The following is a 24,028-nucleotide window of genomic DNA, read 5'->3' as shown; positions in this document are numbered from 1 at the left end:
AGAGCCCGGCCGGACCAGTTTCTCCCGATTGCCGACACCCGCCCTTCCGCGACGATTTTCCGCCTGAAAATGCGGGCTATTTCATATTTAATTCAGGCCGTTACGGCCGAACGCACTGAATCCCTCAGTTTCCCCCTCGCCATCACCGCGATTCCGCGTTAGGTACCCGCTTCAGCACCAAAACCGACGCGCCTGCACGGCATCCTGACCGGGACCGCCGCGACGGGCGCGCGCGCACGACAAAGAAGGCCCGCGCTGATGCCCAAACGCACCGACATCAAATCCATCCTGATCATCGGCGCCGGTCCCATCGTGATCGGCCAGGCCTGCGAGTTCGACTACTCCGGCGTTCAGGCGGTGAAGGCACTGAAGTCCGAGGGCTACCGGGTCATCCTGGTCAATTCCAACCCGGCCACGATCATGACCGATCCGGAGCTGGCCGACGCGACCTATATCGAGCCGATCACGCCGGACATGGTCGCCAAGGTGATCGAGAAGGAACGCCCGGACGCGCTGCTGCCGACCATGGGCGGCCAGACCGCGCTCAACTGCGCGCTGGAACTGAACAAGCGCGGCGTGCTGGATCTGTTCGGGGTCGAGATGATCGGCGCCAAGGCGGACGTGATCGACAAGGCGGAGAACCGCGAGCGCTTCCGCGCCGCCATGGACAAGATCGGTCTGGAAAGCCCGCGCTCGCGTACCGTGCACACCATGGCCGAAGCCGAGGCCGTGCTGCCGGAGATCGGCCTGCCGGCCATCATCCGCCCCTCCTTCACCCTGGGCGGCACGGGCGGCGGCATCGCCTACAATGTCGAGGAATACGAAGCGATCTGCAAAACCGGTCTCGATGCCTCGCCGGTCGATGAAATCCTCGTCGAGGAAAGCATTGTCGGCTGGAAGGAGTTCGAGATGGAGGTCGTCCGCGACAAGGCGGACAATTGCATCATCATCTGCTCGATCGAGAATATCGATCCGATGGGCGTGCACACCGGCGATTCGATCACCGTGGCCCCGGCGCTGACCCTGACCGACAAGGAATACCAGATCATGCGCTCGGCCTCGCTGGCCGTGCTCCGCGAGATCGGCGTGGAGACGGGCGGCTCGAACGTGCAGTTCGCCGTCAATCCGGAAGACGGCCGCATGGTCGTCATCGAGATGAACCCGCGTGTCTCGCGTTCCTCGGCCCTGGCCTCCAAGGCAACCGGCTTCCCGATCGCCAAGGTCGCCGCCAAGCTGGCCGTCGGCTACACGCTGGACGAGATCGCCAACGACATCACGGACGGGGCGACGCCGGCCTCCTTCGAGCCGACGATCGACTATGTCGTCACCAAGATCCCGCGCTTTGCCTTCGAGAAATATCCCGGCGCCGACAACCGCCTGACCACCTCGATGAAATCGGTCGGCGAAGCCATGTCGATCGGCCGCACCTTCCATGAAAGCGTGCAGAAGGCCCTGCGCTCGATGGAAACCGGCCTGACCGGTTTCGACGAGGTCGACATTCCCGGCGTCGAGGAAGCCTCCAGCGAGGATGCCCGCAAGGAAGCCGTGCGCGCCGCCCTGTCGGTGGCCACGCCGGACCGCCTGCGCGTCATCGCCCAGGCGTTCCGCGAAGGCCTGAGCGTCGCCGAAGTGCAGGCCGCCTCGCTGTACGAGCCCTGGTTCCTGCGCCAGATTGAGGCCATCGTCCACGCCGAGGAAGACGTGACGACACTGGGCCTGCCGGACACCACCGAAGGCTTCCGCAATCTCAAGGCCATGGGCTTCTCGGACGCCCGCCTGGCCAAGCTGGTCAAGTGCGAGGAAGCCGATGTGCGCAAGGCGCGCCGCGCCCTGGGCGTGCGCCCGGTCTTCAAACGGGTCGACACCTGCGCCGCCGAATTTTTCGCCGCGACGCCCTACATGTATTCCACCTATGAGATGCCGGCCTTCGGCAGCGAGACGGCGGATTGCGAGAGCGATCCTTCGGATGCGAAGAAAGCCATCATTCTCGGCGGCGGCCCGAACCGGATCGGCCAGGGTATCGAGTTCGACTATTGCTGCTGCCATGCCGCTTTCGCCTTTGGCGAGATGGGCATCGAGTCGATCATGGTGAACTGCAATCCGGAAACCGTCTCCACCGATTACGACACCGCCGACCGCCTGTATTTCGAGCCGCTGACCCTCGAGGACACGCTGGAACTGATCGCCAAGGAACAGGAAAAGGGCGAACTGCTGGGCGTGGTCGTGCAGTATGGCGGCCAGACCCCGCTGAAGATCGCCGCCGAGCTGGAAGCGGAAGGCGTGCCGATCCTCGGTACCGCACCGGACGCCATCGACCTGGCCGAAGACCGCTGGCGCTTCAAGGACCTCCTGGACCGGCTGAACCTGAAACAGCCGCCCAACGCCATCGCCTCGTCCGAAGAACAGGCGCGCGCCGAAGCCGAGAAGCTCGGCTTCCCGCTGGTGCTGCGCCCCTCCTACGTGCTGGGCGGCCGGGCGATGGAAATCATCCGCGAGATCGACAGTTTCGACCGCTATCTGCGCGAAGCCGTGCACGTCTCCGGCAAGTCCCCGCTCCTGCTGGACCGCTATCTCACCGATGCCGACGAGGTCGATGTCGACGCGATCTGCGACGGCGATGATGTGTGGGTGGCCGGCGTGATGCAGCACATCGAAGAAGCCGGCGTCCACTCCGGCGACAGCGCCTGCTCGCTGCCGCCCTACTCGCTCTCGAAAGAGATGGTCGATGAGTTGAAGGCCGAAGCTGTCGCCATGGCCAAGGCCATCGGCGTGAAGGGCCTGATGAACGTGCAGTTCGCGGTCAAGGGCGGCGAGATCTACGTGCTCGAAGTCAATCCGCGTGCCTCGCGCACCGTGCCCTTCGTCGCCAAGGCCATCGGACAGCCGGTCGCCAAGATCGCCGCCAAGGTGATGGCCGGCGCCAAGCTGAAGGATTTCGGCTTGAAGGACCCGGCGCCCAAACACATCTCGGTCAAGGAAGCGGTGATGCCCTGGGCGCGCTTCCCGGGCGTCGACCCGGTGCTCGGCCCGGAAATGCGCTCGACCGGCGAGGTGATGGGCATCGACACCATGTTCGAGGCCGCCTTCGCCAAGGCCGAGCTGGGCGCCGGTGTGAAACTGCCGCGCTCGGGTGGTGTCTTCATCTCGCTGCGCGAGGGCGACAAGGCCGCCATGGTCGAGCCGGCCCGCGTGCTGGTGATGCTCGGCTTCAAGATTCTCGCCACGGCGGGCACCGCCACCGTGTTCGAGGATGCCGGCGTGCCTGTGACCCGCGTCAACAAGGTGTTCGAGGGCCGGCCGCACATTGTCGACCTGATGAAAAACGGCGAAGTCCAGCTGATCTTCAACACGACCGAAGGCCGCCAGTCGCACCTGGACAGCTATTCGATCCGCCGTACCGCCCTGGACATGCGCATCCCGTGCTACACGACAGCCTCGGCCGCGCGCGCCGCAATTCTGTCCTTGCGCCGGATCGATGAAGGAGCGCTTGAACCTGTGGCCCTGCAGACCTACTCTTGATGGTCAACTTCGTGGAGGCTAGCCTGCCTTCCACTCCCGAAGATAAGTGGTCGTATGAACAAGATCCCGATGACCGTCGCAGGGCACAAAGCCCTCGACGAAGAGCTGAAACACCTCAAATCCGTCGAACGTCCGGCGGTGATCGCCGCGATCTCCGAAGCGCGCGAGCACGGCGACCTGTCGGAAAACGCCGAGTATCACGCGGCCAAGGAACGCCAGGGCTATATCGAAGGCCGGGTCCAGGAACTCGAGGACAAGCTGGCGCGCGCCCAGGTGATCGATATCGCCAAGATGTCGGGTGACACGGTGAAGTTCGGTGCAACCGTCACGGTGCTGGACGAAGACACCGAAGAGGAAGCCACCTACCAGATCGTCGGCGACGACGAATCGGACGTGAAATCCGGCAAGATCTCCGTCTCCTCCCCCATCGCCCGCGCGATGATCAACAAGGAGGTGGGCGACGTCATCGAGGTCAATGCCCCGGGTGGCCTGAAAAGCTACGAGATCATGGATGTGAGCTGGGGCGGCTAGGTTCCGGCAGACATCGCAATGAATGCAAAACGGTGTCCGATGGGCGCCGTTTTTGTTTGTGGCCTTTTCCTCCCCGCTTCGCGGAGCGGGGGATGGCGGGGGCTTGCGAAAGGCGCAGAGAGCGGCAAGCCACGCCGCATAAACTGCCTGACGACAAAAACTTGTCCCCACCCGCTGCGGGCGTGCGACACTGGTCGCGCTCTTTGACAGCGTGAAGACACGACACCGCCCCCGGCCAAAGCCGGAGGCGTGGCGGCAGTGTGCGGCCGCCAGTGCGCAATCCCCCTTGGAAAATGGCACACAATGTCACGGAATGATGCCGCTATGGAGCATCCATGATGCCGCCATGTCACGGTCATGCGATCACAATGATGCGCTCGCGCACCTTGGCCGCATGGCCGCGAAAGCCTTGTCAGCGAAGGCCGGGCAGATAGTCAGCCGGGTCGATCCGCTCGCCGTTCTGGTGCAGCTCGACATGGACGTGGGGTCCGGTCGAGCGGCCGGTCGAGCCGACACGGCCGATCTGCTGACCCGACGACACACGGTCGCCGACCGAGACGTCAAACCCTTCCATATGGGCATAAACCGTCTGCCAGCCATTGCCATGATCGATTGCGACGGTATTGCCCCATGCAGCCTCACCGTTGAAGCCGGCGCCAGCATGCACGACCACGCCCGGTCCCGGCGCCACGATCGGCGTGCCGCGCTCAGCCGCGATATCCACACCATGGTGGAATTGCCGGGCTCCCGCCGGACGGGCCGGACGATCGCCATAGCGGCTGCTGATCCGGCCATGGGCCACGCGATGGGTCAGCGACGGGGCCGGCGCCGTCACAGGACGCGTCTCGACGCGGGGTTCGGCCTGGGGGGCCGGCCGGACCTGACGGACCGGGCTGGGCTCGGAGGCGGGTTCGGCATGCGGCGCCGGATGCGGTTCGGGCGAAGGTTCGGCCGCCACCGGGGCGACGGGCGCCTCGCGGCGATTGACCTTGGGTTCGCCGGACGTCTCGCGCTCTTCCTGCAGCGCGCTCAGCTCCTGCTCCATCCCCAATTCCTGGAGATAATAGTAGAGCAGGTGGAAATTGCCCTCGGCCGGATCGTCGGAATAGACCGCACGGGCATAGCCCAGACCGTCCTCGAAACGGCCCGCCTGGCCATAGGCCTGGGCCAGCATCCGCATGAAACGCAGATCGGGCTCATCCTCGCCGAGCGCGGCCTCAAGCGCTTCCGCGCCCGCCTCGGCATCGCCATCGGCGATCATCAGCTGGGCGATATTGATGCGCAGATTACGGCGGCCGTCTTCATCCATGGCACCGGTCTCGATCGCGCCCTGCCAATCGGCAATCGCCGCCTCGGCCTGCCCGAGCTCGAAGAGAGCCCGGCCCCTCAGCTGCAGCGCGATCGCCCGGTCATAAGCTGAACTCTGCGTACTTTCGATCACCGGCGACAGACGCTCGATCGATGCCTGCCAATCCTCATTCTGCTGGGCCTCCTGGGCAGACAGAACCGTCTCTCCCGCTTCAGCCGTCATCGCCCGCGGCTCGGCTTGGGGCTGAACATGCTCGGCCGGCTCGGCAACGACACGCCGTTCGGTGATCAGCGCCTGGGCACCGGCGACCGGCAGTCCGGCGGCGAGGATTGTGGCAGCGAGCCAGGCCGCGCGTCCGCGCCGGCTGGCAGTTGAAGTCATGATGGCCTTGATCCGCATTTCACGATGTCTCCTGTCGTGAGGGCCGAAAGCAGACGCCGGCGGCGCCGCAATCCGCATGGTTTCGATCAGCGCAGCCGCATAAGCCTTGCGCCGTGCACCCCCCAGCGCCTCCAGCGTGTCGCGGTCACAGGCGATTTCCCGCGCCGCATTGAGTTCCCGCTCGATCCAGCGAAGCGGCAGGTTGAACCAGAAGAGCGCGATCAGCGCGGCACCAAGGAGACGGTCCCGCTCATCGCCGCGGCGCAGATGGCTCAGCTCGTGGGCCAGGGCGAAGCGCAGCGCCTCGGCCCGCTGCAGCATGGCTGCCGGAACCAGGACGACACCCCGCCAGCCGGTCAGGATGGGCGACGCTGTGTCGGGCCCGACCCGCATCTCCGGAGCACGAACGCCGATATTTTCGGCAAGCGCTTCAAGCGGCCGGCGTTCCTCGCGGCTGGCCGGGCGGCTGGCCGCGATCAGACGGCGCCGTGCCAGATGGCGCAGCCCCGCCAGTCCCAGGCTGACCACAAGTCCGGCCAGATAGAGCGCCAGGACGATCTGCGTCAGCGACGGCAGCGCCGGAAGCATGAACCCGCCCGCCTCTCCCGCAAGTGGTAACGGGCCTGTCACTTCGGCAAATTGCGGCTCGAAAACCAGCGCTGCGCCGCCCGCTGACACAGTCTGCGGCACGGCATAGATCATGGCGGCCAGCGGTACCGGCAGCAAAGCGACGATCCGCGCCGCACGCCACAGCGCGACATCGGCCTCCGCCTCGCCGCGCCGCTGCAGCCGGGCGAGCGCCCAGGCCGCGCCGCCAGCGATGACCGACAGGCCGCCGCCGAGCAGGAGCGCGTCAATCAGTCCGCCGGTCATGCCTCGTCCTCCCCGCGCTCCGCATCATCGGCCTGTTCGAGCAGCCGGGTCAGCGCGGCGGCTTCCTCCTCGCTGAACAGGCGGCTGGAGGCGAAAGCCGTGCCGGGCAGCGGGCCGTCCATGTCCAGGACATTGGCCGCGAACTCGCGGATCATCCGGCTCATCATCGAGACCTTCTCGACCTTGGCCGTGAACACGGACAGGCCGTGCACATCCTTGCGGCGGATCAGGCCTTTCTCGGTCATCCGCGTCAGCAGCGTGCGCGTGGTGGAATAGGACCAGCCGGTATCGGCCGAGATCGCGTCCTGCACCTCGCGGGCACTTTGCGGCCCGGCATTCCAGAGATGCTTGAGAACGGTCAGTTCGGCCTGGGAGGGCGGTGATGCAGACATGCGGATACTCCAGCCTTGTCGCGCTACATATGTCGCATGTTGTTACACGCGTAGCGCAGCCCGTCAACCGGCCTTGACGCGCCCACGCCTGCGCCGTCTAAGTCGGAACATGTCCAACCCGTCTTCCACACTTGCAACACTGACCATCTGGGTCGTCTCGGATGGCCGCCGCGGCATCGAGAACCAGGCGCTCGGCCTGGCGGAAGCCGTCGCACGCGAACTGGACAATCCGACACGGATCGAACGCGTGACGGTGCGCAAGGACGGTTTCGTCACCCTGCCCGCCAACTCGCATCCCGATCTGTGGGTTGGTTGCGGACGCGCCGCCATCGCGCAGGCGCGACGCCTTCGCCGTGTCTTTCCGGATTGCTTCTACGTCTATGTGCAGGATCCCCGCGGCCGCTATTCGAGCTTCGACCTGATCGTGGCACCCGCGCATGACAGGCTGCGCCGGGAGAACGCATTGCCGATGATCGGCTCGCCCAACCGCATCACAGCGTCTCAGCTGGATGAGGCCCGGGCCCGATTTTCCGCACAGATCGATGCGCTGCCGGCACCACGGGCTGCCGTCCTGATCGGCGGGGCCTCCAAGCGCTACCGGATGACACCGAAGATCGGCCGCTATCTGGAAGAGCGGATCGCCGGCCTGCTGGACCAGGGCGTCAGCGTGATGGCGACCGTGTCGCGGCGTACGCCGGACACGATCCGCAAACGGCTCGCCGCACGCTTCGGCAGCGATCCGCGCGTCTGGTTTTTCGATGGCGAGGGCGACAATCCCTATTTCGCCTTCCTGGCCGCCGCCGACTGGATCTTCGTCACGGAAGAATCGACCAATATGATCCTGGAAGCGGCCACGACCGGAAAGCCGGTCTACCTGCTGGCGATGGACGGCAAGCCGGGCAAGTTCTCGCGCCTGCACGCCGCGCTGACTGCGCAGGGCGCCCTGCGCCCCTTCCTCGGCACACTTGAAACCTGGACCTATCCGCCCCTGGACGAGACCCGCCGCATGGCGCACGCCGTCATCGACCGGTGGCAGCCTGCACCGTAATGAGGTTCCCTTTCATGTCCTCACCTTCCAACGACCCGGTCGTGTGCCGGCACGGTCATGTCGCGCTGGCCAGCCAGCCCCGCGAAGCCGATCTCGACAGCTGGGCCGAAAACGGTGTGGCGCTGATCGTCAATTCGCGCACGCCGGAAGAAACCGCCGCCCTGCCCTTCGACCTCGCCGACGCTGTCGCGAGCCGGGGCATGCAGTATGTCGAGCTGCCGATCGGCGGCCCCTGGGGGGCATCGCCGGAGCTGACCGTGCGCCTGGGCCGCCTGCTGGCAGCCCATCCGGATAGCGGCATCGTCCTGCATTGCCGCAGCGGTACCCGCTCGGCCCATCTCTACGCCGCCTGGCTGATCCAGACCGGCGAGGCGCCAGAAACCGTATTCGAGACAATGGGCTGGCCGGGCAGCCGCGATATGGCGCTGGTGCAGGCCCTGCTTCCGCTTTGACCTGCATGGCCGGTCTGCAGCAGGAGAGGCGTGCACGTCCGGCGGGACTCTCTATATAGGGGTCCGATCACATCCAAGAGACACAGCGGCACCGGCCTGCCCGCAAGACTGACCAGAGGTTTATTCATGTCCGACACGCGTCACGAACGCCTGATCATCATCGGCTCCGGCGCCGCCGGCTATACGGCTGCCATCTATGCCGCCCGCGCCATGCTGAAACCGGTCCTGATCGCGGGCCTGCAGCCGGGCGGCCAGCTGACCATCACCACGGATGTCGAGAACTATCCCGGCTTTGCCGACGTCATCCAGGGGCCCTGGCTGATGGAACAGATGCGCGAGCAGGCCGAGAAGGTCGGTACCGAAATGATCTCCGACATTATCGTCGAGGCTGATCTGAAAACCCGCCCCTTCGTACTCAAGGGCGATAGCGGCACGACCTATACCGCCGACAGTGTCATCATCGCCACCGGCGCCCAGGCCAAGTGGCTGGGCATCGAGAGCGAGCAGAAATTCCAGGGCTTCGGCGTGTCGGCCTGTGCGACCTGCGACGGTTTCTTCTATCGCGGCAAGGACGTCGTGGTCGTCGGCGGTGGCAACACAGCGGTCGAGGAAGCGCTCTTCCTGACCAATTTCGCCTCCAAGGTCACCCTGGTGCACCGCCGTGACAGCCTGCGCGCCGAGAAGGTGATGCAGGACCGGCTGTTCAAGCACGAGAAGATCGAGGTGGTGTGGGATTCCGTGGTCGAAGAAGTGCTCGGTGACGTGGATCCGCTGGGCGTCACGGCCGTTCGCGTGAAGAACGTCAACACCGGCGAGACGACCGACATCCCCGCGCACGGCTTCTTCGTGGCGATCGGCCATGCACCGGCGACCGAGCTGTTCCTCGACCAGCTGGAAACCAAGGATGGCGGCTATCTCGTCGTCGAGCCGGGCACGCCGAAAACCTCGATCCCGGGCGTATTCGCGGCCGGCGACGTGACCGACGACGTCTATCGCCAGGCCGTCACGGCCGCCGGCATGGGCTGCATGGCTGCGCTTGAAGCGGAACGCTATCTGGCCTCCCAGGAATAGGCCGCCCATCGGGGCTCTGGACTTTTGAGCCCCGATCGCGCCTGCTGGCCTCATGAACGCTCCGCTCGCCTCCACCCGCGAAAAGCTGATGCGGTCGGCGCTGGAACTCGTCGCCGAAGACGGTTTCTCCGCCGCCACGACCGCCGCGATCGCGAAGCGTGCGGGCGTAGCGGAGGGCACGCTCTACCGGCATTTCGACAACAAGGACGCGCTCTTCGTCGCGGTCTATTCCGGCATCAAGGAAGCGGTCTATCGCAGCGTCATGGCGGAGACCGACGATTCGGGCAGTTTCCGGGACCGGTTCCGGCAATTGTGGCGCGGCGTCTGGAATGCCTACCGGGCGGATCCGGCCGCCTTCACCTACGGCCAGCGCTTTTCCGAATATCCGCTGTCGGACCGCGACAGCACACCCATCCATGACGGCTTCGTGCGCCATATCCGCACGCTGATCGAGGACGGTCAGGCCCGCGGCGAGATCAAGGACATTTCCGGAACCGTGCTGACGGCCTTCTTCTTCCCGCCCATGGTTTCGATGCTGAAGCAGGCCAATGCCGGGCGCGACTGGACCGCATCCGAAATCGAGATGGCGATCGAGACCGCCTGGGACTCCTGGCGCCTGAACCGCTAGACTAACTGAACCGTTATGCTGACCGGCAGGGCTTGCACCTTCGCATTGACCACCCCATATGTGAGTGAGTGCTCACGTCGTTTTACGTGTGCACAACCACACGATCCACCAAACCTCATCTCCACCAGGGGAGACCATCATGCAGACTCGCGAAATCGGACATTCCGGCATTTTCGTAAACCCGATCGGCCTTGGCTGTATGGGCCTGTCGGAATTTTACGGCCCCGCCGTCGACACGCGCGACGGCGTTGCCCTGCTGCACGCTGCCATCGATGCCGGCGTCAATCATTTCGACACAGCCCAGCTCTACGGCATGGGCGCCAATGAGCGCCTGCTGGGTGAAGCTTTCCACGACCGCCGCGACAAGGTGGTGATCGCCACCAAGTTCGGTCCGGTCCGCGACAAGCACACCAAAGCCTTTGTCGATGTCGACGGTTCCGAGGAGAACATGCGCAGCGCCATCGAGGAGTCGCTGCAATTCCTCAAGACCGATCATGTCGACCTTTACTATCTCCACCGCGTCGATCTGAGCCGGCCGATCGAGGAAACCGTCGGCGCGATGGCGAAACTGGTCGAGGAAGGCAAGGTCCGAGCACTCGGCCTGTCCGAAGCCTCAGCCGAGACGCTGCGCCGGGCCAATGCGGTTCATCCGATCAGCGCGCTGCAGTCGGAATATTCCATCTTCAGCCGCGACATTGAGGACGGACCGCTACCGGCGGTGCGGGAGATCGGCGCCTCGCTGGTCGCCTATTCGCCGCTGGGCCGGGGTCTTCTGACCGGCCGCTATACCCAGAACTACAAGCCGGCGGAGAATGATTTCCGCCAGGGCGCCCACCAGCCGCGCTTCGCGGAAGGCGCATTCGAGGCCAATCTTGCCCTCGTCGAGGAAGTGAAGACAGTGGCCGGCGAAGTCGGCGCGCATCCTTCGCAGGTCGCACTGGCCTGGGTGCTCGCCCGCGGCGAGGACATCCTGTCCATCCCGGGCACCACAAAACTCGCCAATCTGGAAATCAATCTCGGGGCAGGCGGCGTGAAGCTGAGCGAAGCGCAAACCGAACGCCTCGACCGCCTTGCGGACGATGTGAAGGGCGGCCGGTATCCCGAAGCGCGAATGTCTAACATCAACGCCTAGACGGGCATTTAGCACGGCGGAACCGGCCCGGTGCCGGTTCCGCCGCAATTGTGCATTCGCGATTTGTGCCCATACAGATAGACTGCCCCCCGGAGATGCCGATTCCGGGGAGACGCAGGGCATGGACTGGGACAAGCTGAAGACCTTCCATGCCGCTGCACAGGCCGGGTCCCTGACCCGAGCCGCCGAAATGCTCGGCCTGTCACAATCGGCCGTCAGCCGGCAGATTGCGGCGCTGGAGGACGATCTCGGCGTCACCCTCTTCCACCGCCACGCCCGCGGCCTGATCCCGACAGAGCCGGGCAATCTGCTTTACGAGGCCGCCCGCGAGATCCACGGCAAGGTCGCCGTCGCCGAGGCACGCGTTCACGACGCCCGCGACGAACCGTCCGGTGAACTCAAGGTGACGGCGCCGACCGCGCTCGGCGCGATCTGGCTCGCCTCGCGCCTGTCGGAGTTCCACGACCAATATCCCAATATCCGCATCCGGCTGATGCTGGACGATCACGAGCTCGACCTGGCCGGACTCGAGGCCGAAGTCGGCATCCGGCCCTGGGCCTCGACGCAGAACGATCTCGTCCAGCGCAAGCTGCTGGCCGTGCGCCAGCACCTCTATGCCAGCCATGAATATCTCGAACGTCGTGGCCGGCCGCTCACGCCCGGGGATCTCGACGAGCACTCCATCATCCATTACGGCCCGCCACAGCTCGCCCCGATCCCGGGTCTGGACTGGGCCGCCAAGGCCGGCCGCGAACCGGATGCGCCGCCGCGCCCGGCCGTTGTCGAGGTCAATACGATCTATGGCGTGATGAAGACCGTCGAGGCCGGTATGGGTATCGCTGCCCTGCCCGATTATGTCGCCCGCGAGAACCCGCGCCTCGAGCGTGTCCTGCCGGACCTGGTCGGCCCGGATTTCGAAGTCTATTTCGTCTATCCCAGCGAACTGCGCGGCTCACGGCGCATTGTCGCTTTCCGCGATTTCCTGATCGAACAGGCGCGCCGCTGGCAGAGCTGACCACACTGTGACCAAATCGGCCGGAATGCATGGCAAGAATGTGTCCTTGCCGCGTTTATGCATGGCCGACATGCCGGCATGGCTCTGGTCGCTATTTCGCGAATGCGTCATACACCCTTCCAACGCGGCGGCGACGTCGCGCGCTCAGATCCCCCATCTGAGTTCTGCATATCCGTCTCCTCCCCATACGGTATGCACTTCGCGCCGGGTCCCGTCTCCTCCCCTATATCGGGCCCGGCGCCTACCCTTTTCGGGCCTCCCCGCCCGACCAAACTATTGACGCCCCGGCTGTATGGCCGGGGCGTTTTTCTTGTCATAGCCGCTCACATCCTTCAGCAGGAACAAAAAGGGCTCCGACGCCTGGAACGCCGGAGCCCTTCATTCCTGACAGGTCTGGAGGCGCACGTCAGCCAATGGTCGAGCGCAGCATCCAGGCGGATTTCTCGTGGGCCGACAGGCGCGGGGCCAAAAGGTCGGACGTCGCCTCGTCATCATGCTCGCCGGCCAGTTCGAGCGCCTTGCGGATCGTCGCCACCACGGCTTCATGGCCTTTCACGAGGTCCTGAAGCATGGCGTTGGATTCGGTTTCCTCGCCACCCGACTTGATGGTGGCGGCATCGGACATTTCCGAATAGGTGCGCGGCGCCACGAAGCCCAGGGCGCGGACGCGCTCGGCGATGTCGTCAGTCGCGGCCCACAGTTCGTTATACTGTTCCTCGAACAGGTTGTGCAGGTCGTGGAAACGCGGACCGGTGACATTCCAGTGATAGGCGTGCGTCTTGAAATAGAGCGCATAGGTGTCGGCGAGAACCGCCGTCACGGCCTTGGACATCGCCTCACGCTGCGTTTCGGACAGGCCCATATTGATGCTCATCGTCTTCTCCATTCGTGGTTCGCGTGCGGCAGCGCCGCGGCGTCTGACTCATATATGGGCCCCGGAATTCCATAATTCAAATGAGGATTTACTAGAGCTCCCATTGAACAGCTCTATACCTATCCAAGCGAAGCGCAGAAGCGCTGGATCCGCAGGCCGGCTTCCTTCAGCGATGCATCATCCGTCGCATAGGAAATCCGGAAACCCGGTTCCAGGCCAAAGGCTACACCCGGAACGACCGCCACGGCTTCGGCCTCGAGCAGGGCCGAGCAAAAATCGGTGTCATTCTCGATGCGTGTTCCGTCCGGCGCCGTCTTGCCGATCGTGCCGGAACAGTCGGCGAAGACATAGAAAGCCCCTTCCGGCGTCGGCGCGACGAGGCCGTCTGCCGCATTGATCGCCTCCAGCACCAGGTCCCGGCGGCGCAGGAAGGCCGCATTGCGCGCTTCCAGGAAACCGTGATCGCCGTTGAGCGCTTCCACCGAAGCCCACTGGCTGATCGAGCACGGGTTGGACGTGGTCTGGGAGGCAACCTTGCCCATTTCCTTGATCAGCGCCTGCGGGCCGCCGGCATAGCCGATCCGCCAGCCGGTCATGGAATAGGCCTTGGACACGCCATTCATCGTCAGCGTGCGGTCATAGAGTTTCGGCTCGACCTGGGCGATGGTCGCGAACTCATAGCCCTCGTAGACAATGTGCTCATACATGTCGTCGGTCATGATCCAGACATGGCTGTGCTTGAGCAGCACGTCGGCCAGCGCTTTCAGCTCGTCCGCGGTATAGCCGACACCCGTCGGGTTGGAGGGCGAGTTGAGGATCAGCCAGCGCGTCTTCGGCGTGATCGCGGCTTCGAGCTGTTCCGGCGTGATCTTGAAACGGCTCTCGATGCCGGCGCGGATCGGCACCGGCGTGCCCCCGACCAGGTTCACCATTTCCGGATAGCTCACCCAGTAAGGCGCCGGGATGATCACTTCATCGCCCGGATTCATCGAGGCGAGCAACGCATTGTAGATCACCGGCTTGCCGCCCGTGGAGACATGCACCTGGGCCGCCGTGTATTCCAGACCGTTATCGCGGCGGAACTTCTTGATGATGGCGTCCTTGAGTTCGGGAATACCGTCGACCGCGGTGTATTTGGTCTCGCCGCGGCGGATCGCATCGATCGCCGCCTCCTTGATATGGTCCGGCGTATCGAAGTCCGGCTCGCCAGCGCCCAGCGAAATGACGTCAATGCCTTTCGCCTTCAGTTCGCGGGCCTTCTGGGTCACGGCGAGCGTGGCGGAGGGTTGCACGCGCTGCAGCGCAGCGGAGGGCGTAAAGGTCATGACAGTGTCCCGGATCTTGTATGCGAAGACACGACCCTAGTCGGGCTTGCCGGGCCCGCCAATAGCCCAGCCATGCAGTATCGCCAAAACCTCGCGGCGTTTTTGCATGACTGGCGGAGGCGGTCAGCCGCCCCGCAATCGCCCCACTTTTCCCCCTGATCGCCGCATTCCCGCCCTGCCGCATCCGTGATCGCGGTCCAGCGTGCCTTTGGACAGGGAGGCCGGCCGCCCCTGCCGCACCCTCGCAGAGGCGGGGCGGCCGGCGCGTTTCGGGGAGTATCCAGATGACATCCACACGCCGCAGCCGCGGGTCCGGTTCGCAGGGCGGTTTCGCCCTCGTCCTGGCCGCCGCCGTTTTCATTGTATCGCTTTTACTCTGGACGGAGGCGCGGGCCGACACGCCGGCGCCGCGGGAGGCCGGACTGGTCCGGCTCTCGGAAATGGACGAAAGCGCGCTGCTGATCCGCACCGTCGATGCCGGGCTCTACATTCCCGCACCGCTGGTTGCGACCGATATCGCGCTCGATATTGCCGGACCGATCGCGCGCGCCACCGTCACCCAGCGTTTCGAGAATCCGTCGGATGCCTGGGTCGAGGGAACCTACGTCTTTCCCCTGCCCGCCGATGCGGGCGTGGACCGGCTGCGCATGCAGGTCGGCGACCGCTTCATCGAAGGCGAGATTCATGAGCGCCGCCAGGCGCGGCGGATCTATGAGGACGCCCGGGCGAACGGCCAGCGTGCCAGCCTGCTCGAGCAGGAACGGCCGAACATGTTCACCACATCGGTCGCCAATATCGGCCCCGGCGAGACGATCATCGTCCAGATCGAATATCAGGATGTCGCCCGCCTCGCCGATGGCGCATTCGAGCTGCGCGTGCCGCTGGCGATCACGCCGCGCTATATCCCGGCCGATACACCGCAATTCGTCGCTGAAAACCGCAATGCCCCGGCCGCGCTGCCAGACGCCCACCGCATCACACCGCCGCTCGTGCATCCGGATGACGAGCCGGAAAACGCCCTGCGCCTGCCCGTCTCTATCTCAGCCCGCCTGCAGCCGGGCTTCGAGCCGGGAGAGATCGCCAGCCTCTATCATGCCACCCTGGTCGAGCGCATGGGTGATGGCGATGCGCGGATCTCGCTCGCCGAAGGACCGGTCCCCGCCAATCGCGATTTCGTGCTGACCTGGCGCCCGGCCGAAGAGCAGCGCCCCAGCGCCGCCCTCTTCACACAAACGCTGAATGGCGAGACCTATCTTCTCGCCCAGGTCCTGCCGCCGGCCGAACTCGGTGCGGACACACCGCGCCAGCCGCGCGAGACCGTGTTCGTGATCGACAATTCCGGCTCCATGGCGGGCGCTTCCATGCGCCAAGCCAAGCAGGCCCTCCTCAGCGCGCTCGACCGGATGCAGCCGGCCGACCGGTTCAACGTCATCCGCTTCGACAACACGATGGAGCAGGTCTTTCCAGCGCCGGTCGACGCAACCCGGAATAATCTCGACCGGGCCCGGCGCTTCGTTCGCGGGCTCGACGCCAACGGCGGTACCGAGATGCTGCCCGCCATGCAGGCCGCCCTGATCGATGCCACGCCCGAGGATACCGGCCGCGTGCGCCAGGTGGTCTTCCTGACGGACGGCGCCATCGGCAATGAGGACGCCCTGTTCGCCGCCATCCATGACGGGCTGGGCCGGTCGCGCCTCTTCCCGGTTGGCATCGGTTCGGCACCCAACACCTATTTCATGAGCCGTGCAGCGCGGGCCGGCCGCGGCACCTTCACCCATATCGGCGATGTCTCGGAAGTCGCCGGCGCGATGGACGCGTTGTTTGCGGCACTGGAGCGTCCGGTGATGACCGATCTCGACGCGCTCTTCCCCGAAGGCGCGCTGAGCGATATCTGGCCCGCGCCGCTGCCGGACCTCTATTATGGCGAACCGGTGCTGATGACGGCCCGCCTCGACAGCCCGGCCGGCAGCATGAGGTTGGAAGGCCGGATGGGTGAGGCCCTCTGGCAGGAGGATCTGCCCCTGTCCGATGCCCGGTCCGCGAACGGGATCGCCACGCTGTGGGCCCGCAACCGGATCCGCGCAATCGAAGAGCTCCGCTATCAGGGCGCCAGTGCCGAGGCGATCAATGCCGAAGTCCTCCAGACCGCGCTCGACTTTCATCTCGTCTCGCGCCTGACCAGCCTGGTGGCCGTCGATGTGACGCCCGCTCGGCCGGCGGACGAAGCTCTGACCGCGCGCGATGTTCCCTTGATGGTGCCGCACGGTTGGGACTTTGAGGCCGTGATGAACCGCAATCCGGGACCGCAGCACCGCGCTGCACTCGATCCTGCCCTGATCGACCGCCTCGCCCCCGGCACGCCGCCAGCGGCAGGCGATGCGCAGGTTCGCAACGGGCTGGCCTTGCCGGCAACCGCAACGCCGCGTGAATGGCTGATCCTGCTCGGCGCCCTTCTGGCCCTTTCCGGTCTGGCCTGGCGGATGGCGCAGCGGAAGCCGCGCACATGCTGAGCCTGCCTGTCCTCGCCAAGACCGCCTCGCTGGCCCTGATTGCCGCCGGCACCGCTCTCATCGGGCAGGGCGTCTGGATCGGCGCCAAGGCTGAAATTGCACAAGTCCTGCTCGCCAGAGCCTGGGCCCGTGCGATCGACGGAGAGACCGCGCCCACACCATGGCCCTGGGCCGATACTTGGCCCGTGGCGCGGCTCTCCGTTCCGGATCTGGGCGAACACGCCATCGTGCTGGCCGAGGCGGGCGGCGAAGCGCTGGCCTTCGGCCCCGCCTTGCTCACGGCCTCGGCTCGGCCCGGCGAAGCTGGGATTTCGGTCATCGCAGCCCATCGCGACACGCATTTCCGCTTCCTGCAGCATGTCGAACCAGGCCAGACCGTGATCATCGAACGGGCCGATGCGCCGCCCCTCGCCTTCCGTGTCACCGGCAGCGGGATTGTCGAGGCGGCCCGCTCCGGCATCGAAACCGGTAATGGCGGGCCGGCCCGGCTGGCACTGGTGACCTGCTGGCCCTTCGACACCGTCACCCCCGGCCCGCTGCGCTATGTGGTCTGGGCCGAACCCGTCGTGGTGACCACCTGACGCATTCGTAATCCCCAGCCGCACTGGTCAGGCCTGCCGCGCTCCGCTATGCATGAGTCACGGCGGGGGCCGAAGGGAGGCTGGATTGGGCGTAGCGTTGTTCGCGCCCCCGACCGAGGTCCTGCGCCGCCGTTTGCTCGCCGGTGCGCTGTCGATCGCCGCAAACGGGGCTTTGCTGCTTCTTCTCATCCTGTTGCCGCACCGGTTCGCCTCCGTCGAGCGACCGGAGGCTATCGATGTTGTTTTCGTGACCCTGCCGGCTCCACAGCCCGCGGAGGCTATCGAACCGGATCCGGAACCTGTCGCTCAACCCGAACCCGACGCGCCGGAACCGGTCGCCGAGGAGCCGCTGGCGGAGACCGTCGAGGCCGTCCCGCCTGCCCCCTCGACAGAGCGCGCAGAGGTGCCTGCCCCTGCGGAGCCCGAAGATCAGATCGAAGAGGACGAGACGCCCGCCGGGGGTGGCGGCGCGCCGCAACGGCCGACCGAGTTCATCGGCGACGCCATGCCCCTGCCCAATGGCATCAATGGTGGTGGCGCCGGAGGTGTCGTGCGGGATGTCTTCTGTCTCTCGACGTCTGACGCCAATCGCGACGCGCTCGGCTGCCCGCCCAGCGACGGTTCCGAGGGCCTGCCCATGCTGCAATTTGCCAGCCCGGAGAATATCGCCAAGGCAGAAGCGGCTTTCGCGAACCTGACGGATATGCAGATCCGCGCTCTCTATGCGGGCCGCGGCTTGCCCGTGCGCGACCTGGACGGTCAGTCGACCCTCGCCGATCCATCCGGCCGCATGACCTCCTCGGCCGACCAGATGCGCGACAGCCTGCCGCCACTGGTGCCGGACCCCGCATTCGGCGATTGACGCCACCGCTCCGGCAAAGTCCATTGCAGCCATGAATTTCCTGTCCGACACCACCGCCCCCGCTCACCCGGCGCTGATCGAAGCGATTGGCGCCGCGAACGCCGGTTTCGCCGCCTCATATGGCGCCGACGAGATCTCGGCCAGGGTGGAAGCCCGGCTGAAGACGATTTTTGAGACCGATCTGAAACTGCTCTTCGCGGTCTCGGGCACGGCCTCGAACGCGCTGGCCCTGTCAGCCCTGTGTCCCTCACACGGCGCTATCCTGTGCCATGACGAGGCCCATATTCATCGCGACGAACGTGGCGCGCCCGAATTTTTCACCGGTGGCGCCAAGCTGATCCCGCTCACCGGTGCCCATGCGAAGATATCGCTCGAAGCCCTCGACCGGGCTTTGGGCGAGATTCCGGAAGGCTTCGTCCATGCCAGCCCGGTCCGCGTCCTGTCCCTGTCCAACCTCACCGAAAGCGGTACGGCCTATACACCGGCGGAGGTGGCCGAACGCGCGGAACGGATCCACGCGCGCCCGGCTTTCGTGCACATGGATGGCGCCCGTTTTTCAAACGCGCTGGTAACGCTCGGCTGCACACCGGCCGAGCTGACCTGGAGAGCAGGAGTGGACGCGTTGTGTTTCGGAGCGACCAAGAATGGCGCGCTCGGCGCCGAGGCTGTCATCCTCTTTCCATCTGTGATGGACCGGTTCGAAGAGCTTCAGGCCCGCCAGAAGCGAGGGGGCCATATGGCACCTAAAATGCGTTTTCTCGCGGCCCAGTTCGAAGCCTGGCTGAAGGATGATCTATGGCTCGATCTGGCCGGCACCGCCAACGCCCATGCCCGCACCCTGGCCGGCGGACTGGACGCGCTCGACGGTGTCGAGGTGATGCACCCGGTACAGGGCAATGAGGTGTTCATCCGCCTGCCCGAAGCCCTCGGCGATCGTCTGATAGAAGCCGGTGCCCGCTTCTATCAGTGGCCGGACGGCTCCTGCCGCTTCGTCACCAGCTGGTGCACGCAGGCCAGCGAGATCTCCGCGCTCCTGGATGCCGCCCGAGCATAGACTTTTCGGATCACACACCCCTTGAACGGGCGGAACAAAAGGTGTACATCCTGTGCGTGCAACACGGGAGATCGCCATGTCTGCGAATGTCGGTATCGTCTTCGATCTGGACCAGCTCGGCTTCGATCCCTATGGCCGGGTGATGATTTCGGACCAGGCTGCGGGCGCGCGCATGGCGGGGGTTCTGGAACAGGCCGATGCCATGGCCTGTCATTCCGGATGCGGCGCGCCCCTGAGCTGTGACACCGCCCTGATCGCGCGCGAGGAACTCGTCCGCATCGGACCGGACTATCTGGTCAACAATCCCGATTTCGGCACCATCATCCGCAAGCGCAAGGCGGTCGGTGCCCAGGACGTGGTCATCGTCTTCTCCGTCTACCGGAAAGTGGATCTCGATGCGGCCGCCTGAGCGAAGCCTCAGCCCGCGGCCTTTTCCTCGTCCGTCGACCGGCGCCACGGGCCGGTAAAGCGCGGATCCTGCCGGCGGCGGCGATCCGGGCCAAAATAGGTCGAAGCCTTGATGAATCGGCGGGGCCGTTCGATCAGCGCCGTGATGCGATGGAAGAGATCGACAGGGCGGACTGGCTTCGCCAGGTATTCATTGACGCCCGCATTGATCGCCTCGATCACCTTGGAGCGGTCCGTGTGGCCCGTCACCATGATGATCGGAAGGTATTTGTTGGCGCTGTCCGACGCGGTGCGGACCAGGCGGGTGAATTCCAGCCCGTTCAGATCGCCCAGCATGTAGTCGACCAGGGCAAAGTCCGGATTGACATCGCGCATGGTCTCGAACGCGTCCGCGGCATCGCGCACCTCGACGATCGTGCGCACGCCGAACCCCTGCAGGATCGTGCGCAGAATGGTCGACATGTGCGCGTTGTCCTCGACGATCAGGACGCGGATACGGTCGAAGCTGCCGGACATGGAATCTCTTGGGGGCCGCGGTGAATCAGGTGTGCAACGCGATAGTGCCAATTCGTCCTTAACCAAGTCTTGACCGGAAGGACCGGGGCAGCCCCCTGTGCCGAAGTGCCGCACCCCGTTTCATCGCTCCGCGCGACCGGCGATCCGTGCTAGTCTCGTCAAGCTACCGTCAGGCTTCATCACACCCGACCGGAAAGGGAGTCGTCATGAACATTGCGGAGGAAATGGTCCGGAAACTGGTCTTCCAGGCCCGGGCTTATGACAGCAAGGAAACGATCGAGGACTATGAGCGCGATCCGGACAGTGGCGAGACGGATGCCGTCGAAACACTGCAGACCGGCGATAACGATCCGATCCGCTCCGAGCTGGAAGATTGGATCGGCTCTCTTGACGAGGAGGCCCAGGCCGAACTCGTCGCGCTCTACTGGATCGGCCGCGGCGATTATGACGGGCCCGACTTCCCGGACGCCGTACGCGAAGCCCGCGCCCGCCGCACCGGTTCGACCGCGGAATATCTGCTCGGCGCGCCGCTGCTGGGCGACCAGCTGGAGATCGGCCTGGATGCGGTGATCGCGGCCGACGTCTACGACGACGCCTGACACCCCCTTCGCGGTGTCACGACATCCCGGCGGCGCGCTGGAACCGTCACGGCACCGCGCTAGTTGTTACGGCATCGCCAGATGTCCGGAGGTCCCGATGCGCCCTGCCCTGATCCTGCCTCTCATCCTGCCCGTGCTGGCACTGGCTGCCTGTTCACCGCCGCGCGACCGCCTGGCCGGCGACACGCCGCCGCAGACCGTGCCGGCCGTGGATATCCAGCGCTATGCGGGAGAATGGTTCGAGATCCTGCGCGCCGACCACGGGTTCGAGCGCAATTGCGACGGGGTGATGGCCCACTACACGCCCCGCGACGACGGAACTGTCGCCGTGGTCAATCGCTGCTGGAAGCACGGCTTGAACGGATCTCCGGACATCGCCGAGGGCCGCGCCCGCTACCCCGACCCGGCCGATACGGCGAAGCTGGAAGTGAGCTTTTTCGGCCCCTTCTACGGGGATTACTGGGTGATTGATCTGGCCGAGGATTATAGCTGGGCGGTGGTTTCAGAACCGGAAGGCCGGTATCTCTGGGTGCTCTCGCGTGATCCGCAGCCGGGCGAGGCCTTCATCGAGGCGCGCCTTGCCGATCTGGAAGCCCGCGGGTTCGACACGGAAGGCCTTATCCGGCCAGCGCAATGGCCGGACCGCGATGCCGCGCCCGCCCTGGAAGAGGGGCGCTAGCCAGCCCGGCCCGCCCTCTGGCCCGGCCCTACGACTCTCCGCGCTCCGCTTGCAGCACCAGCTTGCGATAGTCCTGCAGGCTACCCTCATAGCGCGACGCCCTGCCATCCTTGACCAGCCACAGCTCGTCGGCGGTCCCCTCCGCCAGGTAGACATCGTGGGTGATCAGCACCACCGCCCCCTCATAGGCGTTAAGCGCGTGAATCAGAGCTTCCCGGCTGTCGATATCGAGGTGCGAGGTCGGTTCGTCGAGGATCAGGATGTGCGGCTTGTCGAGCGACATCAGCCCCATCAGCAGACGCACCTTCTCGCCGCCGGACAGCTTGTCGATCACCGTCTCGACCTTCTCGTGCGAGAACCCCATGGCGGCGGCAACGGCGCGGCGTTTGGATTCCGTTACCTGCGGCGGCAGGGCGTCGCGGACATGGTCCAGCACGGTTTCGCCGGGCCGCAGCTCGTCCATCTGGTCCTGCGAGAAATAACCGATCCGCAGCGCGCCGGGCGCCACACGGTCACCCGCCAGCAGCGGCAGCCGGTTGGCGATCGACTTGACCAGCGTCGTCTTGCCCTGTCCGTTCGCCCCGATGATGGCGATGCGGTCGTCGGGGTCGAGCCGCAGGTCGAGCCCGCTCAGGATCACCGCGTCGTCGCCGTATCCGACCGACGCGCCGCTCAATTGCAACAAGGGCGGGGAAAGCTTGTCGCCGGAGGCCGGGAAGTTGAACGGCGTTGTGCGTTCGGCCAGAGGCACCGCGATGTCCTGCATTTTTTCCAGCATCTTGACCCGCGACTGAGCCTGGCTGGCCTTTGACGCCTTGGCCTTGAAGCGGTCGATGAAGGCTTGCAGATGGGCCCGTTCGGCATCCTGCTTGGCACGCTGGGCCTCCAGCAGCGCCGTGCGCGCCGCCCGCAGCTTCAGCCAGTCGTCATAGCCGCCCGACGAGATCGTCAGCTGTTTGTGCTCCAGCGCCAGGGTGTGGGTAACGCAGCGGTTCAGCATCGCCCGGTCGTGCGAGACCAGGAGCACGGTGTGGGGGTATTTCTTCAGATAGGTCTCCAGCCAGGCCGCGCCCTCCAGGTCGAGATAATTAGTCGGCTCATCCAGCAGCAGCAGGTCGGGCTCGGAGAACAGCACGCCCGCGATGGCGGCCCGCATGCGCCAGCCCCCCGAGAACTCCCGCGTCGGCCGCGACATGTCGGCATTGGAAAAGCCCAGACCGGTGAGGATTTCCGCGGCCCTTGCCTCCGCCGACCAGGCATCGATATCGGCCAGGCGCATGAAGATTTCCGAGATCCTGTCCGGATCGGTGGCCGTCTCGGATTCCTGCATCAGCGCGTGACGCTCGGTGTCGGTGGCGAGCACCACGTCGAGAATCGTCAGGTCGGAAGCCGCCACTTCCTGCGCCACCCAGCCCATGCGCGCGCCCTTGTTGATCCGGATCGAGCTGTCTGCCGAGGGCTCGACAAAGGCTTCCCGGATCAACCCGAGCAGGGTCGACTTTCCGGTCCCGTTGCGCCCCACGAGGCCGACTTTCCAGCCGGCAGCAATCTGCACAGAGGCATTTTCGAACAGCGAACGTTCGCCGATCCGGTAGTCGAGACTGGAAATCGTCAGCATGTCGTCAGGTCAATCATGGCAGGCCGCGCCCATGCCCGCCGAACCTCGCAGGGGTGACGGACAAACGGAACGGCAAATCAGGGGACAATCCACAACCGGCCCGGCAAAGCCCGGCACCGGTGCGCCGGTTCACGCCCCTCTTACCGACCCGCGCGCCGGACGGCCACACCCCGTCGCCATGCGCACTGCCACTAATAATAACCCGGCCGGATCTCAGGCCTGTTTGCGGGCCAGCGCTTCACCGGCTTCTGCCGGACCGGTGAGCTGCAGGATGCGCTCGCCGAGCATGCGCGCCGTGACCGGCTTGGGCAGGACTGCGTCCGCACCGGCTTCACGCGCCTGTTCAGCCAGGTATTCCATACCCGTCGGCGCCAGCAGGATGAGCGGCAGTTCGGGCATCGGACTGGTCGCGGTATCACGGAAGGCGGCGACCAGATCCACCCCGCTCGTCCGGCCCAGATCATGATCGATCAGCGCCAGGTCGGGCCGGCAGACGCGGGCCATGATGAAGGCCTCTTCACGGTCGGTCGCTTCATAGATCCGGGTGACACCGAGGCCGCAGAGCAGGGTTCGCATCACGGTACGCACCGCGGGGCTGTCATCCACCAGAAGAATGTTGACGGCACTGTCTGCAAGCTCGGACATCGGGGC

At 65.4% G+C, this 24,028-nt stretch carries 22 protein-coding genes; 15 read left to right on the top strand and 7 right to left on the bottom strand.

The window, feature by feature from the left end; translation table 11 throughout:
- The first annotated feature begins 258 nt into the window (after positions 1-258).
- Both carB and greA read left to right on the top strand, forming a co-directional pair.
- A complete protein-coding gene (gene carB, locus ACXAJV_RS07045; protein ID WP_475083571.1) occupies positions 259-3,519 on the top strand; it encodes a carbamoyl-phosphate synthase large subunit in 3,261 nt (1,086 codons plus the stop codon).
- Between the two features lie 54 nt (positions 3,520-3,573).
- Positions 3,574-4,050 carry a transcription elongation factor GreA gene (greA, locus tag ACXAJV_RS07040; RefSeq protein WP_475083569.1) on the top strand — a complete coding sequence of 159 codons (477 nt, stop codon included), beginning with the start codon at positions 3,574-3,576 and terminating at the stop codon, positions 4,048-4,050.
- Between the two features lie 412 nt (positions 4,051-4,462).
- Here greA and ACXAJV_RS07035 read toward each other — a convergent pair whose 3' ends face one another.
- A complete protein-coding gene (locus ACXAJV_RS07035; RefSeq protein WP_475083566.1) occupies positions 4,463-6,613 on the bottom strand; it encodes a peptidoglycan DD-metalloendopeptidase family protein in 2,151 nt (716 codons plus the stop codon).
- The gene (locus ACXAJV_RS07030; protein ID WP_475083563.1) at positions 6,610-7,005 is read right to left on the bottom strand and encodes a BlaI/MecI/CopY family transcriptional regulator; all 396 of its coding nucleotides are present in this window, start codon (positions 7,003-7,005) and stop codon (positions 6,610-6,612) included. Before ACXAJV_RS07030 ends, ACXAJV_RS07035 begins: the two co-directional genes overlap by 4 nt.
- A 109-nt stretch (positions 7,006-7,114) precedes the next feature.
- Here ACXAJV_RS07030 and ACXAJV_RS07025 point away from each other — a divergent pair, with 109 nt between their 5' ends.
- The 6 genes from ACXAJV_RS07025 to ACXAJV_RS07000 all read left to right on the top strand — a co-directional run bounded on the left by ACXAJV_RS07025 (position 7,115) and on the right by ACXAJV_RS07000 (position 12,351).
- Positions 7,115-8,053, top strand: a complete 939-nt coding sequence (locus ACXAJV_RS07025; protein ID WP_475083560.1) for a mitochondrial fission ELM1 family protein — start codon at positions 7,115-7,117, stop codon at positions 8,051-8,053.
- A gap of 14 nt (positions 8,054-8,067) precedes the next feature.
- Positions 8,068-8,505, top strand: a complete 438-nt coding sequence (locus ACXAJV_RS07020; protein WP_475083558.1) for a protein tyrosine phosphatase family protein — start codon at positions 8,068-8,070, stop codon at positions 8,503-8,505.
- A 126-nt stretch (positions 8,506-8,631) separates the two neighbouring features.
- Positions 8,632-9,576: a thioredoxin-disulfide reductase gene (gene trxB / locus ACXAJV_RS07015; protein WP_475083556.1), complete on the top strand. Its 945-nt coding sequence runs from the start codon at positions 8,632-8,634 to the stop codon at positions 9,574-9,576.
- A 52-nt stretch (positions 9,577-9,628) separates the two neighbouring features.
- The gene (locus ACXAJV_RS07010) at positions 9,629-10,204 is read left to right on the top strand and encodes a TetR/AcrR family transcriptional regulator (protein ID WP_475083553.1); all 576 of its coding nucleotides are present in this window, start codon (positions 9,629-9,631) and stop codon (positions 10,202-10,204) included.
- A 139-nt stretch (positions 10,205-10,343) separates the two neighbouring features.
- On the top strand, positions 10,344-11,336 hold the full coding sequence (locus tag ACXAJV_RS07005; protein ID WP_475083550.1) for an aldo/keto reductase: 993 nt from the start codon (positions 10,344-10,346) through the stop codon (positions 11,334-11,336).
- Between the two features lie 121 nt (positions 11,337-11,457).
- A complete protein-coding gene (locus ACXAJV_RS07000; protein ID WP_475083547.1) occupies positions 11,458-12,351 on the top strand; it encodes a LysR family transcriptional regulator in 894 nt (297 codons plus the stop codon).
- Between the two features lie 406 nt (positions 12,352-12,757).
- Here ACXAJV_RS07000 and ACXAJV_RS06995 read toward each other — a convergent pair whose 3' ends face one another.
- Positions 12,758-13,225: a Dps family protein gene (locus ACXAJV_RS06995; RefSeq protein ID WP_475083545.1), complete on the bottom strand. Its 468-nt coding sequence runs from the start codon at positions 13,223-13,225 to the stop codon at positions 12,758-12,760.
- A 119-nt stretch (positions 13,226-13,344) separates the two neighbouring features.
- Positions 13,345-14,550 (bottom strand): pyridoxal phosphate-dependent aminotransferase, encoded by a 1,206-nt coding sequence (locus ACXAJV_RS06990; protein WP_475083543.1) that lies wholly within the window; start codon positions 14,548-14,550, stop codon positions 13,345-13,347.
- A gap of 284 nt (positions 14,551-14,834) precedes the next feature.
- Between ACXAJV_RS06990 and ACXAJV_RS06985 the strand changes: the two genes are divergently transcribed.
- The 5 genes from ACXAJV_RS06985 to ACXAJV_RS06965 all read left to right on the top strand — a co-directional run bounded on the left by ACXAJV_RS06985 (position 14,835) and on the right by ACXAJV_RS06965 (position 19,966).
- Entirely contained in the window at positions 14,835-17,060 is a 2,226-nt protein-coding gene (locus tag ACXAJV_RS06985; protein ID WP_475083542.1) for a marine proteobacterial sortase target protein, read from the top strand.
- Positions 17,054-17,641, top strand: coding sequence for a class GN sortase (locus ACXAJV_RS06980; RefSeq protein ID WP_475083540.1), 588 nt, complete (start codon positions 17,054-17,056; stop codon positions 17,639-17,641). The genes ACXAJV_RS06985 and ACXAJV_RS06980 overlap by 7 nt, the downstream gene beginning before the upstream one ends.
- Positions 17,642-17,726: 85 nt before the next feature.
- Positions 17,727-18,503 (top strand): hypothetical protein, encoded by a 777-nt coding sequence (locus tag ACXAJV_RS06975; RefSeq protein ID WP_475083537.1) that lies wholly within the window; start codon positions 17,727-17,729, stop codon positions 18,501-18,503.
- A 31-nt stretch (positions 18,504-18,534) separates the two neighbouring features.
- Positions 18,535-19,557, top strand: coding sequence for a threonine aldolase family protein (locus tag ACXAJV_RS06970; protein ID WP_475083535.1), 1,023 nt, complete (start codon positions 18,535-18,537; stop codon positions 19,555-19,557).
- Between the two features lie 76 nt (positions 19,558-19,633).
- Entirely contained in the window at positions 19,634-19,966 is a 333-nt protein-coding gene (locus tag ACXAJV_RS06965) for a hypothetical protein (RefSeq protein WP_475083533.1), read from the top strand.
- An 8-nt stretch (positions 19,967-19,974) separates the two neighbouring features.
- Here ACXAJV_RS06965 and ACXAJV_RS06960 read toward each other — a convergent pair whose 3' ends face one another.
- Positions 19,975-20,481 (bottom strand): response regulator, encoded by a 507-nt coding sequence (locus ACXAJV_RS06960; protein ID WP_475083532.1) that lies wholly within the window; start codon positions 20,479-20,481, stop codon positions 19,975-19,977.
- Between the two features lie 206 nt (positions 20,482-20,687).
- Between ACXAJV_RS06960 and ACXAJV_RS06955 the strand changes: the two genes are divergently transcribed.
- Together ACXAJV_RS06955 and ACXAJV_RS06950 are read left to right on the top strand one after the other, a co-directional pair.
- Positions 20,688-21,080 (top strand): DUF3775 domain-containing protein, encoded by a 393-nt coding sequence (locus ACXAJV_RS06955; RefSeq protein ID WP_475083529.1) that lies wholly within the window; start codon positions 20,688-20,690, stop codon positions 21,078-21,080.
- Between the two features lie 97 nt (positions 21,081-21,177).
- Entirely contained in the window at positions 21,178-21,759 is a 582-nt protein-coding gene (locus ACXAJV_RS06950) for a lipocalin family protein (RefSeq protein WP_475083526.1), read from the top strand.
- A gap of 28 nt (positions 21,760-21,787) precedes the next feature.
- Here the strand turns inward: ACXAJV_RS06950 and ACXAJV_RS06945 are convergent, their stop codons facing one another.
- Both ACXAJV_RS06945 and ACXAJV_RS06940 read right to left on the bottom strand, forming a co-directional pair.
- Positions 21,788-23,377 carry an ABC-F family ATP-binding cassette domain-containing protein gene (locus ACXAJV_RS06945; RefSeq protein ID WP_475083524.1) on the bottom strand — a complete coding sequence of 530 codons (1,590 nt, stop codon included), beginning with the start codon at positions 23,375-23,377 and terminating at the stop codon, positions 21,788-21,790.
- Positions 23,378-23,590: 213 nt separating this feature from the next.
- The gene (locus ACXAJV_RS06940; protein ID WP_475083522.1) at positions 23,591-24,022 is read right to left on the bottom strand and encodes a response regulator; all 432 of its coding nucleotides are present in this window, start codon (positions 24,020-24,022) and stop codon (positions 23,591-23,593) included.
- Between the last annotated feature and the right edge of the window lie 6 nt (positions 24,023-24,028).

The organism is Maricaulis sp. ABE4_448 (genome assembly GCF_056160825.1).
This window is presented reverse-complemented; position numbering and strand designations above follow the sequence as displayed.

Bases quoted from the DNA above. Each gene is read 5' to 3' on its own strand.
- carB (WP_475083571.1), top strand. From the start codon at position 259: ATGCCCAAACGCACCGACATCAAATCCATCCTGATCATCGGCGCCGGT.
- greA (WP_475083569.1), top strand. From the start codon at position 3,574: ATGAACAAGATCCCGATGACCGTCGCAGGGCACAAAGCCCTCGACGAA.
- ACXAJV_RS07035 (WP_475083566.1), bottom strand. From the start codon at position 6,613: ATGACCGGCGGACTGATTGACGCGCTCCTGCTCGGCGGCGGCCTGTCG.
- ACXAJV_RS07030 (WP_475083563.1), bottom strand. From the start codon at position 7,005: ATGTCTGCATCACCGCCCTCCCAGGCCGAACTGACCGTTCTCAAGCAT.
- ACXAJV_RS07025 (WP_475083560.1), top strand. From the start codon at position 7,115: ATGTCCAACCCGTCTTCCACACTTGCAACACTGACCATCTGGGTCGTC.
- ACXAJV_RS07020 (WP_475083558.1), top strand. From the start codon at position 8,068: ATGTCCTCACCTTCCAACGACCCGGTCGTGTGCCGGCACGGTCATGTC.
- trxB (WP_475083556.1), top strand. From the start codon at position 8,632: ATGTCCGACACGCGTCACGAACGCCTGATCATCATCGGCTCCGGCGCC.
- ACXAJV_RS07010 (WP_475083553.1), top strand. From the start codon at position 9,629: ATGAACGCTCCGCTCGCCTCCACCCGCGAAAAGCTGATGCGGTCGGCG.
- ACXAJV_RS07005 (WP_475083550.1), top strand. From the start codon at position 10,344: ATGCAGACTCGCGAAATCGGACATTCCGGCATTTTCGTAAACCCGATC.
- ACXAJV_RS07000 (WP_475083547.1), top strand. From the start codon at position 11,458: ATGGACTGGGACAAGCTGAAGACCTTCCATGCCGCTGCACAGGCCGGG.
- ACXAJV_RS06995 (WP_475083545.1), bottom strand. From the start codon at position 13,225: ATGAGCATCAATATGGGCCTGTCCGAAACGCAGCGTGAGGCGATGTCC.
- ACXAJV_RS06990 (WP_475083543.1), bottom strand. From the start codon at position 14,550: ATGACCTTTACGCCCTCCGCTGCGCTGCAGCGCGTGCAACCCTCCGCC.
- ACXAJV_RS06985 (WP_475083542.1), top strand. From the start codon at position 14,835: ATGACATCCACACGCCGCAGCCGCGGGTCCGGTTCGCAGGGCGGTTTC.
- ACXAJV_RS06980 (WP_475083540.1), top strand. From the start codon at position 17,054: ATGCTGAGCCTGCCTGTCCTCGCCAAGACCGCCTCGCTGGCCCTGATT.
- ACXAJV_RS06970 (WP_475083535.1), top strand. From the start codon at position 18,535: ATGAATTTCCTGTCCGACACCACCGCCCCCGCTCACCCGGCGCTGATC.
- ACXAJV_RS06965 (WP_475083533.1), top strand. From the start codon at position 19,634: ATGTCTGCGAATGTCGGTATCGTCTTCGATCTGGACCAGCTCGGCTTC.
- ACXAJV_RS06960 (WP_475083532.1), bottom strand. From the start codon at position 20,481: ATGTCCGGCAGCTTCGACCGTATCCGCGTCCTGATCGTCGAGGACAAC.
- ACXAJV_RS06955 (WP_475083529.1), top strand. From the start codon at position 20,688: ATGAACATTGCGGAGGAAATGGTCCGGAAACTGGTCTTCCAGGCCCGG.
- ACXAJV_RS06950 (WP_475083526.1), top strand. From the start codon at position 21,178: ATGCGCCCTGCCCTGATCCTGCCTCTCATCCTGCCCGTGCTGGCACTG.
- ACXAJV_RS06945 (WP_475083524.1), bottom strand. From the start codon at position 23,377: ATGCTGACGATTTCCAGTCTCGACTACCGGATCGGCGAACGTTCGCTG.
- ACXAJV_RS06940 (WP_475083522.1), bottom strand. From the start codon at position 24,022: ATGTCCGAGCTTGCAGACAGTGCCGTCAACATTCTTCTGGTGGATGAC.